Source organism: Longimicrobiaceae bacterium (assembly GCA_035696245.1).
Lineage (GTDB): Bacteria > Gemmatimonadota > Gemmatimonadetes > Longimicrobiales > Longimicrobiaceae > DASRQW01.
The window spans coordinates 1-12,465 of sequence record DASRQW010000265.1; the positions used below are offsets into that span (position 1 = coordinate 1).

Annotated in this window: 13 protein-coding genes; 1 reads left to right on the top strand and 12 read right to left on the bottom strand. The window is 69.9% G+C overall.

Annotated features, from left to right (window positions below; all coding sequences use genetic code 11):
* Window positions 1–173: 173 nt before the first annotated feature.
* The 11 genes from VFE05_12290 to VFE05_12340 all read right to left on the bottom strand — a co-directional run bounded on the left by VFE05_12290 (window position 174) and on the right by VFE05_12340 (window position 11,162).
* Window positions 174–1,031 carry an RNA polymerase sigma factor RpoD/SigA gene (locus VFE05_12290; GenBank protein ID HET6230843.1) on the bottom strand — a complete coding sequence of 286 codons (858 nt, stop codon included), beginning with the start codon at window positions 1,029–1,031 and terminating at the stop codon, window positions 174–176.
* A gap of 219 nt (window positions 1,032–1,250) precedes the next feature.
* The gene (lepB, locus tag VFE05_12295) at window positions 1,251–2,036 is read right to left on the bottom strand and encodes a signal peptidase I (GenBank protein HET6230844.1); all 786 of its coding nucleotides are present in this window, start codon (window positions 2,034–2,036) and stop codon (window positions 1,251–1,253) included.
* 413 nt (window positions 2,037–2,449) lie between these two features.
* Window positions 2,450–3,949 carry an aldehyde dehydrogenase family protein gene (locus VFE05_12300; protein ID HET6230845.1) on the bottom strand — a complete coding sequence of 500 codons (1,500 nt, stop codon included), beginning with the start codon at window positions 3,947–3,949 and terminating at the stop codon, window positions 2,450–2,452.
* Between the two features lie 554 nt (window positions 3,950–4,503).
* Complete coding sequence (locus VFE05_12305) at window positions 4,504–4,695, bottom strand: hypothetical protein (GenBank protein HET6230846.1); 192 nt, start codon at window positions 4,693–4,695, stop codon at window positions 4,504–4,506.
* Between the two features lie 3 nt (window positions 4,696–4,698).
* Complete coding sequence (locus VFE05_12310) at window positions 4,699–6,060, bottom strand: sigma-54 dependent transcriptional regulator (GenBank protein HET6230847.1); 1,362 nt, start codon at window positions 6,058–6,060, stop codon at window positions 4,699–4,701.
* Window positions 6,061–6,097: 37 nt separating this feature from the next.
* Window positions 6,098–6,721 carry a hypothetical protein gene (locus VFE05_12315; GenBank protein ID HET6230848.1) on the bottom strand — a complete coding sequence of 208 codons (624 nt, stop codon included), beginning with the start codon at window positions 6,719–6,721 and terminating at the stop codon, window positions 6,098–6,100.
* Between the two features lie 86 nt (window positions 6,722–6,807).
* The gene (locus VFE05_12320; GenBank protein ID HET6230849.1) at window positions 6,808–7,989 is read right to left on the bottom strand and encodes an aminotransferase class V-fold PLP-dependent enzyme; all 1,182 of its coding nucleotides are present in this window, start codon (window positions 7,987–7,989) and stop codon (window positions 6,808–6,810) included.
* 4 nt (window positions 7,990–7,993) lie between these two features.
* Window positions 7,994–8,233, bottom strand: a complete 240-nt coding sequence (locus tag VFE05_12325; GenBank protein ID HET6230850.1) for a hypothetical protein — start codon at window positions 8,231–8,233, stop codon at window positions 7,994–7,996.
* Window positions 8,230–9,060 carry an ATP-dependent sacrificial sulfur transferase LarE gene (gene larE / locus VFE05_12330; protein HET6230851.1) on the bottom strand — a complete coding sequence of 277 codons (831 nt, stop codon included), beginning with the start codon at window positions 9,058–9,060 and terminating at the stop codon, window positions 8,230–8,232. Before larE ends, VFE05_12325 begins: the two co-directional genes overlap by 4 nt.
* A gap of 193 nt (window positions 9,061–9,253) precedes the next feature.
* Window positions 9,254–9,880, bottom strand: coding sequence for a signal peptidase II (locus tag VFE05_12335; protein HET6230852.1), 627 nt, complete (start codon window positions 9,878–9,880; stop codon window positions 9,254–9,256).
* A gap of 361 nt (window positions 9,881–10,241) precedes the next feature.
* Window positions 10,242–11,162, bottom strand: a complete 921-nt coding sequence (locus VFE05_12340) for a DMT family transporter (protein ID HET6230853.1) — start codon at window positions 11,160–11,162, stop codon at window positions 10,242–10,244.
* Window positions 11,163–11,409: 247 nt separating this feature from the next.
* On the opposite strand from VFE05_12340, the gene VFE05_12345 reads away from it, so the two are divergent.
* Window positions 11,410–11,814, top strand: a complete 405-nt coding sequence (locus VFE05_12345) for a hypothetical protein (GenBank protein ID HET6230854.1) — start codon at window positions 11,410–11,412, stop codon at window positions 11,812–11,814.
* 290 nt (window positions 11,815–12,104) lie between these two features.
* Here VFE05_12345 and VFE05_12350 read toward each other — a convergent pair.
* The coding region (locus VFE05_12350) for a hypothetical protein (protein HET6230855.1) at window positions 12,105–12,465 on the bottom strand (361 nt) is incomplete at its 5' end.

A 12,465-nucleotide genomic window follows, 5' to 3' on the forward strand; every position in this document is an offset into this window, starting at 1 on the left:
GTCTTCCGTCTTCCGTCTTCCGTCTTCCGTCTTCCGTCTTCCGTCTTCCGTCTTCCGTCTTCCGTCTTCCGTCTTCCGTCTTCCGTCTTCCGTCCTGACCGGCAGCTACACAACGCGGAGCCGCCCGGCTCCTCGCGGATGCCGGGCGGCTCTGGGGTGCGGACCGCGGCGGGCTAGGAGAGGAACGTCTCCAGGAAGCGGGCGCGGGACTGGTGGCGGAGGCGGAGGAGCGCCTTCTCCTTGATCTGCCGCACGCGCTCGCGGGTGATGCCGAAGTTCTCGCCGATCTGCTCCAGCGTCATGGGCTCGGTGTCGCCCAGGCCGAAGTAGAGGCGCAGGACCTTGGCCTCGCGCTCGGTGAGCGTGGACAGGGCGTCTTCGATGGAGCGCTTGAGGGCGTCCTCGTAGACCTCCTCGTCGGGACCGGCGGAGAACTGGTCGGAGAGGTAGTCGAGGAGCTGGCCGTCCTCGCCGGGCACGAGGGGCGCGTCTAGCGAGAGGTAGACCTGCGACATCGCGAGCGCGTGGGAGATCTCGTTCTCGGGCACCTCCAGCTCCGAGGCGATCTCCTGCAGCGTCGGCTCGCGCCCCAGCTCCTGCGTCATGGCCGACGAGCGCCGCCCGATGCGGTGCACCGCCCCGGCGCGGCTCAGCGGCACGCGCACGATGCGCGACTGCTCGGCCAGCGCCTGGAGGATGGCCTGCCGGATCCACCAGACGGCGTACGAGATGAACTTTATGCCCTTGGTCTCGTCGAACTTCCGCGCGGCCCGGATCAGGCCGATGTTGCCCTCGTTGATCAGGTCCGCCAGCGACACGCCCTGGTTCTGGTACTTCTTCGCCACCGCCACCACGAAGCGCAGGTTCGAGCGCACCAGCCCTTCCAGCGCCAGCGGGTCTCCGTCGCGGATGCGTCGCGCCAGGTTGCCCTCCTCGGCGCGGTCGATCAGCGGGTATGCGCTGATCTCGCGGAGGTACTGGTCCAGTGACTCGGATTCAGCGGCGATCTTCTTGGCGGGGCTGAACGTCATGAGGTGCTCCGGCGGCGGAACAGGGGGACTGCGCACGAGGCGGCGCGGGGAGAGGCCAGGCTTTGTCTCGGGAGCGTGTTTGAGGCGCGATGCGCACTCGGGGGTGGGACGCTCACGATGCGGAAAACGCCGGGGGACAGCGATGTTCCAACGTGCCTGAGGTTGAGTATGACAGGGCCCTGTGGGCGTGTCAAGGGCCCGCCGCAGAAAACCCTTGACTTAGCGAATGACCTCACCGATGCGCGTCCAACGGACCCCGGTGATCTGCGGGAAGGGCTGCGACACGTCGCTCTCGAACGAATAGTAGACGAACATGGGGCGCCCCTTGACGGCGTCCTTGTCCAGGAAGCCCCAGAAGCGCGAGTCGTCGGAGTTGTCGCGGTTGTCGCCCAGCGCGAAGAACTTGCCCGGCGGCACCACGATGGGCCCCCAGTTGTCGCGGGTGGGGCGGTAGGCGGAGATGTCGACCGGCCGGCGCGCCAGGTAGGCGAGCTGCCACATCTCGCGCGGGTCCGGCGGGTCGCTCAGCGGGTCGATGTGGCGCGCGTACGGCTCCATCTGCGGATGGCCGTTCACCAGCAGCACCTTGTCGCGCATCTCCAGCGTGTCGCCGGGCACGCCCATGAGGCGCTTCACGAAGTTTTTGCTCGGGTCCTGCGGGGGGAGGAAGACGATGATGTCGCCGCGCTTGGGCTCGGAGAACGACGGCAGGCGCGTGTGCGTGCCCGGAATCTCGGCGCCGTACACGGCCTTGTTGACTAGGAGGAAGTCGCCGACGAGCAGCGTGCCCTCCATCGACCCCGTGGGGATCTTGAACGCCTCGACGGCGAAGGTGCGGACGACCAGGAAGAGCAGCACGGCGGTGCAGATGGCCTTGCACCACTCCCACATCCACCGGCCGGTGCTGATGGAGCCGCGGCTCTCCTGCTGGGCGCGGCGCAGCTCTTCGCGGATGCGCTGCGGGTCCAGGCGCGGGCGGTCGGTGTCGAACGGGGAGCTGTCCATGCGGGCTCGGGCCGGGTGACTGCGGGAGGGGAAGGCGCCGGAGCGGCCGCCTTCGAAGCTGCTGGTACACGGTCAGCAAAAGTGCGTTCCGGGTGCCGTTCGCGTGGGGAGATGCAGGATCGGCGCCGCGGGAGAGTCCACGCAATCGCTTCGGGTGAAACGACTTCAGCGGGATCGACGCGGCGGCCCCGCATCAGCCGAAAGCCTGGCGTGTGTCAGCCTGCGCAGTGGCGGACGAGGACGAGGGAGCCGGCTTTCATCTACCGACGCGACGGATTTCGTTACCCGCGCCTTGGCAGCGATCCGCCACGATCACGGCAGATTGCCGCCTCGCCTTCGCCGGTGAAGAGCGCGGACCGGGCACCGCCGCAAGCAGCGGTGCCCGGTCCGATTCGTTCGATGCTGCCGGTGGCTCAGTACGGGCCGGCGGCGTAGTTGTCGATCTGCGCGCGCTGGAGCTTCCCGGAGTAGTCCACGTAGCAGACCTTGGTCTCCGAGTAGAACTCGTACACTTCCCAGCCGCCCTCGCGGTGCCCGTTGCCGGTCTGCTTGACGCCGCCGAACGGCAGGTGCGCCTCGGCGCCGATGGTGGGCGCGTTGACGTAGGTGATGCCGTTGTCCAGCTCCTGCATGGCGCGGAACGAGAAGTTCACGTCGCGCGTGTACACGGAGCTGGAGAGGCCGTACTTGACCTCGTTGTTGATGCGGATCGCCTCTTCCGGGTCCGAGAAGCGGATCACCGAGAGCACCGGCCCGAAGATCTCTTCCGTGGCCAGGCGCGAGCCGGGCTTCACGTCCGTGAAGATGGTGGGCTGGAAGAAGAAGCCGTCGTCCAGCCCCTCGCCGGTGCCGCGCTCGCCGCCCAGCGCCAGCGTGGCCTCTTCGCGGCCGATGGCGACGTACTTCTCGACCTTGGCGCGCGACCTCTCGTTGATGAGCGGGCCCACGTCCACGCCGTCCTCCAGCCCGTAGCCGAGCTTGAGGCTCTTGGCGCGGTCGATCAGCATCTCGACGAAGCGGTCGTGGATGCCGTCCTGGAGCAGCAGGCGCGAGGTGGCGGTGCAGCGCTGGCCGGTGGTGCCGAAGGCGCCCCACAGCACCCCATCGAGCGCCAGGTCGAGCTGCGCGTCGTCCATCACGATCTGCGCGTTCTTGCCGCCCATCTCCAGCGACAGGCGCTTGTGCATCTCGCCGCAGGTGCGGCCGATGAGCTTGCCCGTCTCGGTGCTGCCGGTGAAGGAGATCACCGGGATGTCCGGGTGCTCCACCATGGCCGCGCCGACTTCGGAGCCGAAGCCGTGCACGAGGTTGACGACGCCCGCGGGGATTCCCGCCTCCTCCAGCACCTCGACGAGGAGGCTGACGGTGTGCGGCACGTCCTCGCCTGGCTTGATGATCACGCTGTTCCCGCAGATGAGAGCGGGGAACATCTTCCAGGTGGGGATGGCGAGCGGGAAGTTGAACGGCGAGATGAGGCCCGCGATGCCGATGGGGCGGCGGTAGCTCATCGCCCACTTGTTGCGCAGCTCGCTGGGTACCGTGTGGCCGAAGAGGCGGCGGCCCTCCACGGCGGCGTAGTACGCGGTGTCGATGCCTTCCTGCACGTCGCCGCGCGTCTCGGTGAGCACCTTGCCCATCTCGCGCGTGGCGGCGCGGGCGATCTCGTCCTTGCGCGCCACCAGCAGGTCGCCCACGGCCTTGAGCACGTTGCCGCGCTCGGGCGCGGGCGTGAGCCGCCAGGTCTCGAAGCCCTTCTTGGCCGCGGCGACGGCGCGCTCCACGTCTTCCTTGCCCGAGCGCGGCCACAGGCCGATCAGATCCGACTGCTTCGCGGGGTTGCGGTTCTCGAAATATTGGCCGGTCGCCGGCTCGACCCACTCGCCGCCGATGAAGTTCTTGTGCTGGTCCGCCATCCGTGGTCTCGACAGTTGGAAGGTGTTGGTCGCACTTCGGAATCCGTCGTGATTCGGCGACCAATCTAGCGGGTCTGGGAAGGGGCGGCAAAACGGGGAAGGACACTTCGGCAGAGGCTCATTATTTGTACGTTGGAGGTCCCGCTGCGGAGAATTCAACTCGGCGGGAACGCCTGGCGGGTGAACCCGCGGCTACGACGGCACGAAGGGCCACCTGCGTGGCCTGCTGCCGGGAGGTTCGCGGGAAAGATGCGTCATCGCCACCGGGGGTGGGGGGCGCTTGAACCGGCGAATGATCGACGCCGAACGAGAAGCGCCCGGCGAGATCATCGCCGGGCGCTGCTACTTCTTCCGTCTTTTGGTGCTCGATCCCCAAGTACCGGGCTTGCCGGCTCGGAAGCGGCGGCGACGGCGGCGTTTCGCTTCGCGACGGAGGACGCCAGCCTTGAAGGCCTTGAACCCTTCCTCAATATCCGCGCGCGAACTCCGGGTCACGCGCGGCTCGTTCGCGGATGTAGCGCTGCAAGTCGCTCATCGTGTCCTCCGATTCACGGTCACCGCCACGACGTGAACGCGAGAACGAGCGCCGCTGCCCCGCCGAGGACTGCGGTCCAGAAGGCCCAGAGCTTGTAGAAGGCGAGATCCGGGTGAAGGCGCTTGTAGAGCCAGGCGAGGGCGGCGCCGGAGCCGAAGGAGCCCAACATCCACGCGGCGCCGATGACGAGCCAGCCGGCGAAGCGGGGCACCGGTCAGCCTTCCCGAACCAGCTCGTAGCGCTCGATCTTCTTGTACAGGTTGGAACGCGGCATGTCGAGGATGCGGGCCGTCTCGCTCACGTTCCAGTCGTTCTCGCGCAGCTTCTGGATGATGAAGGCGCGCTCGGCGGCCTCCTTGAACTCCGAGAAGGTCTGGCACGAGAGCAGGTCGGAAGAGAGGCCGCCGCCCTTCATCTGCCCCGTAACCAGCAGCTCCACGTCGTCGACGGTGACGGTGGCGCCGGAGGAGAGGATGAGCAGGCGCTCCACGGTGTTGCGCAGCTCGCGGACGTTGCCGGGCCAGTCCATGCGCTGCAGTGCCTCCACCGCCTCGGGGGCGATCTGCTTGGGCTTCAGGTTCGACTCGCGGGCGGCGGTGTGCCCGAAGTGCTGCACCAGCATGGCGATGTCCTCGCGGCGCTCGCGCAGCGCCGGGAGCTGCAGCGGGATCACGTTGAGGCGGTAGAACAGGTCCTCGCGGAAGCGGCCCTCCTTGATCTCCGCCTCCAGGTCCTTGTTGGTGGCGGCCAGCACGCGCACGTCCACCTGGATCGCCTTGCCGCTGCCCACGCGGGTGATGATGCCTTCCTGGAGCGCGCGCAGCACCTTGGCCTGCGCGGCCAGGCTCATGTCGCCCACCTCGTCCAGGAAGAGCGTGCCGGTGTCGGCCATCTCGAACTTGCCGGGCCGGTCCTCTACCGCGCCGGTGAACGAGCCCTTCATGTGGCCGAACAGCTCGGACTCGATCAGCTCGGTGGGGATGGCCGCGCAGTTGACCTCCACGAACGGCTTGCCGGCGCGCGGGGAGAGGCGGTGGATGGCGCGCGCCACCAGCTCCTTGCCCGTGCCGTTCTCGCCCGTGATGAGCACGCGGGCGTCGGTGGGCGCGACCTTCTCCACGCGGTCCAGCACCTGCCGCAGCGGGAAGCTGCGGCCCACGATCTGGTGCCGGCTCTCCACCTCGCCGCGCAGGCGGGCGTTCTCGGCGAGCAGGCCCTGCTGGAGCAGCGCGTTGCGCAGGACCAGGAGGATGCGGTCGGTGTCGAGCGGCTTCTCCAGGAAGTCGAAGGCGCCGCGGCGGGTGGCCTCCACGGCGGTCTCGATGGTGCCGTGGCCGCTGATCATCACCACCACGGCGTGCGGGTCCAGCTCGCGGATCTTGGTGAGGGCCTCCAGCCCGTCCATGCGCGCCATCTTCACGTCCATGAACGTGAGGTCAGGGCGGAACTCGGCGTACGTGGCGATGGCCTCGGCGGCGCCGCCGGCGGAGCGGACCTCGTGGTCCTCGTATTCGAACAGCTGGGTCAGGACGTGCCGGATGCCCTGCTCGTCGTCGACCACCAGTATGCGTGCCATGTGTATGCCGGTTCTGTAGATGGATGCGCTGCGGCGGCTACGGGCGCGACGGCGTGAGGATCAGCCGTCCGCCCTCCACGCGGGCGGAGGCGACGCCGGGCGGCAGGTGCACCGGGTACTCGTTGGGCATCAGCCCGGGCTCGTCGCCGCGGCCCATCTGCTTGAGGGCGGAGGCGTACATGTTCCGCGGGATGGGCATGCGCGCGAAGGCGACGGCATCTACCGCCAGCGCGGCCTTGCCCTCGCCGTAGCTGCGCATCTTGCCGCGCACGTCCACGTCCGCCGTGTCGGGCAGGAACTCGCGGACGCGGCGGATCTCGGGCGCGTCGGGCAGCCGGTCGGTGGGGAACTTGCCGCGCAGGCGAACGGTGTCGCCGTTGAACTTCACGCTCGGCGCGTACACGTCGCCGGAGATGTGGCTGGCGAGCTTGTAGCGCAGCAGGCTGGTGAACTCCACGTCGGAGAGGCTGACGGTGTCGCCGCTCTGCCGCATGCGGTCGAGCTTGGACATCGCCTCGTCCGCCGCGGCCTGCGAGACCTCGATCGGCGCCTCGTCCTTGTGGATGAAGCCCATGATGCGGTCGCGGAAGTGCCATGCCGCCCAGCCGAGCAGCACGAGGACCACCAGGCTGCTCAGGCAGCCGCCGCTTCGTCTCGCCATTCGAGATCCGTCCGTTTTGCGTGATGTAGATGTAGATGCGGGGAAGCCCGCCCAGAAGATCGGCCGAGGGATGTTACGGAGAAGAGCTACCCCGCGCGCCGCGGCGTTGTTTCGCCGGAACAGATGGCCTGCATCGCATCCCCCGCCCTCTCCACGTCCTCGTCCGTCGTCGCCCAGCCTACGGAGAAGCGGACGGCGCCGGTGCGCGCGGTACCCAGGATGCGGTGCGCTTCGGGTGCGCAGTGCAGGCCGGCGCGCGTGAGGACGGCGTGCTCGCGGTCCAGCCGCAGCGCCAGCTCGGCCGGGTCGATGCCGTCCGCCGTGACGGTGACGATGCCCACGCCGTCCGGCGCCGCGGGGGAGTGGACGTGGACGCGGGGGATGGCGGCGAGGCGGTCGCGGAGGCGCGCCTTGAGCCGCATCTCCCGCACGTGCAGCGCATCGACGCCGCGGCCGCGCAGGAACTCGACGCCCGCGAGGAGCCCGGCGATTCCGGGCGCGTTCTGCGTCCCCGCCTCCAGCCGGTCGGGCATCGCCGCGGGCATCTCCGCATCTGCCGACTCCGCACCCGTGCCGCCGGAGATGACGGGCGCGACGTCGATCCCCTCGCGCACCCACAGGCCGCCGGTGCCCTGCGGACCCAGCAGCCCCTTGTGTCCGGTGAACGCGAGCAGGTCGATGCCCATCGCCTGCACGTCGATCGGGAGATGCCCGGCGGACTGCGCGGCATCCACCAGCACGAGGGTGCCGCGGGCGTGCGCGCGCTCCGCCATCTCGGCGACGGGCAGCGCGGTGCCGAGGACGTTGGAGACGTGCGGGAAGACGAGGATGCGCGCGGGCTTCCCATCTCCCGAGAGCGCGCTCTCCAGCTCGTCCATGTCCAGCGTCCCGTCCGGCGAGCCGGTAAGGACGACCTCGTGGACGCCACGGGCGGCGAGCGCGGCGGCGGGACGGCGGACGGCGTTGTGGTCGTACTGCGTGCGTACGAGCCGGTCGCCGGGGCGCAGCAGGCCGTGCAGCGCGGCGTTCAGCGCGTACGTGGCATTGGGCTGGAAGGCGATGCGGCCGGGATCGCCCGGCGCGCCGAACAGCTCGACGAGCGCGCGGCGGGCGCGGAAGGCGAGACGGCCGGCATCGAGTGCGCGGCGGTGGCCCGCCCGGCCGGGCGTGGCGCCCACGTCGCGCAGGTAGGCGACGATGGCCTCGGTGACGCACTCCGGGCGAATCGCGGAGGTGGCCGCGTAGTCCAGGTAGACGTCGCCGGCCACGGGGCTACGATGCCGCGGGCAGCAGATCGACCGCGACGTAGCGGAAGCCGAGCGCCTTGATGGCGGCGGCGGCGCGGGTGCCCTCGCCGCCCAGCATCCACTCCCACGCGTCGGCGGGGACGCGGACGGCGGCGATCTCGCGCTCGTGCCCCTCCACGCTCACCTCGGCGGACGGCAGGCCGGCGGCGGCGAGGACGGCGAGCGCGGCGGAAATTCGCTCTTCGGGCGATGCGGGGGCGGTCACGCGGCGCCTCCGAGCTGTACGAGCTGGAGCGTGTTCAGCCCCTCGTTGAGCGAGCCGCGGCGGTAGCCCTGGAGGTCCAGCAGCACGCGGCCGAAGCCGGTGGCACGCACGTCTGCGTCGATCTCGGCGCGAAGCGCGGCGACGCGGGCGATTTCGGACGGATGGACCTCCAAGCGGGCGACGGTGCCGTGGTGGCGCACACGGAAGTCGCGGAAGCCGCGGGCGCGCAGGGCCAGTTCGGCGCGCTCGACCTGGCGCAGGCGCTCGGGCGTGACCGCCATCCCGTACGGCAGGCGGGAGGCGAGGCACGGCGCGGCCGGCTGGTCCCACGTGGGCAGGCCGAGCTCCTTCGACCAGGCGCGGATCTCGTCCTTCGTCAGCCCCGCTTCGAGGAGAGGGGAGCGCACCGCGTTCTCGGCCGCGGCGACGGCGCCGGGGCGGTGGTCCCCCACGTCATCGGCGTTGGAGCCGTCGAGCACCGCGCCGAAGCCGCGCTCGGCCGCCAGGGCGGCGAGACGCGTCCACAGCTCGGACTTGCAGAAGTAGCAGCGGTTGCTGGGGTTGGCGGCGTAGTTTGGGTCATCCATCTCCCGCGTCTCCACCTCCAGCCACCGGATGCCGAACTGCTCCGCCACCTCGCGCGCCGTGTCTTCCATCCACGAGGCGATGCTGTCGCTCTTGCCCGTGACGGCCAGGACGTTCTCGGCGCCCAGCACGTCCACGGCCACGCGGGCGAGGAAGACGGAATCCACGCCTCCGCTGTAGCCCACGACCACCGACCCGCACTCGCGCAGTATCTCCGCCAGCCGCTTCCGCTTGTCGTCCAACTCGCTCTCCGGTTCACGCCGCCCGCACGTCCTCGAACGGGCCGGAAGATAGGCCCGCATCGGTGTACCCCGCCAGCGGAGGGGAGGTCTGGCGGCCGCATCTCCCGCATCTGCCCGCATACGAAGAAGGCCGTCCCCGCCGCGTGATCGCGCGCTTGGGGGACGGCCATGGTCGGTTCGGCGCTGCGTCCGGCTAGACGCTCGGCTCCGCTTCGACTTCGCGGAGGGTCACGGTCTGCTGCTCGGTGCGGCCGCGGCGCATACGGCCCAGCACCTCGAAGGCGATGACGGGCACGGCCAGCGGGATGGAGAGGAAGAGCGCGATGTCGGCCACGTTGCCGGGCGGCAGCCACACGTCGCCCCAGCGGAACGACAGGTAGTCGGTGACCGCCCAGTGCACCACACGCTCGCCCAGGTTGCCCAGCATGCCGCCCAGCACGAGCCCCACGAACAGCCACGCCCACCGCCGCTGCCCGTGCGTGAAGCGGTGCCCGCGCCCCACGATCTGGAGCAGCACCAGCGAGCCGAGCACCGACGCGACCACGGCGATCACCTTGCGCGTGCCGAGCGGGAAGTTGTCCCACAGCCCCAGGATCATGGCGTGGTTCTGCACGTGCCACAGCGCGACGCAGCTGCCCAGCGGCCGGAAACCTTCCACCGGCACCGTGTAGGCGACCCACGCCTTCACGATCCAGTCGGCGAGCGCGATGCCGAGCGCGATGGTGAACGCCGGCACCCAGCCGCGCTTGGGCTCGTGGTCGGACTGGCGCCGGCCGCCGCGCACGGTGCCGCGGCGGTCGCCCAGAAGCTTGGGAATCACGTACTCCGGCTTGATAGGGTGCAGCATCGCCGAGAAGCCCGGGGCGGTGAGACGGCCGCGGCAGCGACTGCGGCCGTGGCGTGCGCGGAAGTCGCGCGTCCGGCGGCGATTTCAAGATGCGGGCCGCGGATGTTTACATTGAGCGAGAAATCCCAGGACAGCGCGTAAGGTGCGCATCGCCCGCCGAATCGTGCCAGGCAGATTGGGTGTGGTGCCGACGTTCCGCGGAGGCGCAGACGTGGGTAGATCGACCGAGATGCGGAGAGGCCGTCCGCCAATTGCGATGGACGGAGCGCTGGACCGGGGCACGCTCGCCGCAGAAGTGGGGCAGCGCCGCCACGCGCTGGCAGTGGATGGCGTGCTACGTCTCCACGAACGTCTGGTCGGCAGGTGAGGGGTGATGCGATCCGTCCGACGGCTTGCGGCCCGCGAAACCGGCGATGAGCACGCCCGTGAAGATGAGCACGCCTGCGGGCAGCAGCCGCGGCGACGGGTGCTCGCCCAGCACCGGCGCGGCGATGAGCGCCGTGACGATGGGCTGGAGGTAGACGAAGACGGAGACGATGCTCGCCTCCACCCGCTTGAGCGCGTAGACGTTCAGGTAGTACGCGCCGACGGTGGGGAACACGATGATCCACGCCAGCGCCAGCCACGTCGTCGCGCCGGGCGTCACCGGGCGGGAGGAGAGCGCCCACGCGCCCCACGGGAGGATGCCGACCGCGCCGAAGATGAAGACCCACGTGACCACGGTGAGCGCGTCGTACCGGCGCAGCAGATCGCGCGAGAGCACGAGGTAGACGCAGTAGAACGCCGTGTTCGCCAGCGCCAGCAGGTTGCCCACTCCGCTTCCGGAGCCGAAACCCGCGCCGACGAGGTAGATGGCGCCCGCGGCGGAGAGCGCGATGCCGGCCCACTTGGCCGCGCTCGCCTTCTCGCGCCGCAGGGAGATGGCGACGAGCAGCGTGAACGCCGGGCCCGCGGCGGCCATCACCTGCGCGTCGGTGGCGGTGGTGAGCGTGAGCGCGGAGATGTACAGAAGCTGGTTCGCGACCACGCCGAACAGCGCGTACAGCGCCAGCAGCGCGTAGTCGCGCCGGGACTGCACGCGTTCGCCCACCAGCGTGCGCTGCATGGCGAAGAAGAGCACCGCCGCGCCCGTCACCCGCAGCAGCGCGATGGAGGGCGCGGACAGGTCGCGCAGAGCGATCTTGATGGCGATGGGAAGCGTGCCGAAGAAGACCTGCACCCCCAGCAGCGCCGCGTACACCGAACGATTCCGCACTCTTCCCCGCTCCACCGCGTTGAATTCAAACGGGCCCCGCACCCCTGCGCGGGAGCCGTGACGCCGCACCCGACGCAACCGCCGGACCGGCTGCGATCGTCCACCGGAACCGAGGCCGCGCACGTATCCGGAGGGGCGTACGGATGCGGCGGATGCACGCGCGGAGGCCTTCCCGGCGCCCCGGCGGGACCGTATCTTGCGCCCCGCGTCAGGCCCGCTGACGACGACGACCCACGCCGGAGGAACCATGTCCGAACACACGCACGACCACGATCACGACCACGAGGGCGAAGAGACCTTCGGGATGGCGATCGGCTTCCGCATCTTCGACGACGAGGGCGAGCTGTTCCTGGCCGAGGCCGAGATCACCCCGTACGTGGACGAGCCCACGGCGCTGGGCGCCACGCTCGTCTTCCACCCGCTCTCGGACCTGGACCCGACCGCGCAGGACGAGGAGATCGACTGGCCCGCGTGGCCGCTGGACATCGACGAGGACCTGGTGCGCGACAACGCCAGCGACATGGGCGAGCAGTTCCGCTCCATCCTGCGCCAGCTCTCCGCGCTCAGCGAGGTCCAGCTCCGCGAGTACCTGCAGGCCGCCCGCGAAGAAGCCGCCTCGGACGACGACGACGAGGAAGAGGGCGAGGCGTAAGTCTCACCCACTGCGGGACGGCGCCCCTGCGCCGTCCCGCGTCTCGTCCCCACACCCCGCATCACCCTCCGCCGATGCTCCTCGGCCGACCCTCCCCGCATCACATCTCCCGAATCCGCATCGCCCGAAAGCCCAGCATCTCCCGCGAGCAGTGCATCTCCCGCCAGCAGTGCATCTCCTGACGGCAGTGCACCTTACCCGAAGCACACCACCACCGAAACGCACCGAAACCCCAACCCTCTCCCGCTTGCGGGGGAGGGTGCGAGCCTAAGCGAGCGGGAGGGGGCGCCCTACAGCTGCGCCTCGAACGTCTCCCGCAGCGTCTTCGCGAATCCTTCGATGAAATCCACCTTGCCGCGGGCGGAAGCGAGGAACGGGTCCATCACCGTGCAGCGGATCACGGCCAGGCCGCCCGCCCGCAGGTAGTCGCCGTGCGTGAAGCCCAGCGCTTCCACCAGCGGGTCCGCCGCCGTGCCGTACTCGTGGCTGCGCAGCACCGTCTTGGTGACGAAGTAGTCGAGCTGCCGCGCCGAGCGCCCGTCGCCCACGCTCATCGCGCCGTAGATGCGGTCCACGAAGGCGTTCGTCTCCTCCAGCGTGGCGAGCGACGGGTGGCCGACCGCGAAGCAGACGATGTTGAGGTCCGGCAGC

Coding starts and splice junctions, on each gene's coding strand:
- VFE05_12290 (HET6230843.1), bottom strand. CDS start 1,031: ATGACGTTCAGCCCCGCCAAGAAGATCGCCGCTGAATCCGAGTCACTG.
- lepB (HET6230844.1), bottom strand. CDS start 2,036: ATGGACAGCTCCCCGTTCGACACCGACCGCCCGCGCCTGGACCCGCAG.
- VFE05_12300 (HET6230845.1), bottom strand. CDS start 3,949: ATGGCGGACCAGCACAAGAACTTCATCGGCGGCGAGTGGGTCGAGCCG.
- VFE05_12310 (HET6230847.1), bottom strand. CDS start 6,060: ATGGCACGCATACTGGTGGTCGACGACGAGCAGGGCATCCGGCACGTC.
- VFE05_12315 (HET6230848.1), bottom strand. CDS start 6,721: ATGGCGAGACGAAGCGGCGGCTGCCTGAGCAGCCTGGTGGTCCTCGTG.
- VFE05_12345 (HET6230854.1), top strand. CDS start 11,410: ATGTCCGAACACACGCACGACCACGATCACGACCACGAGGGCGAAGAG.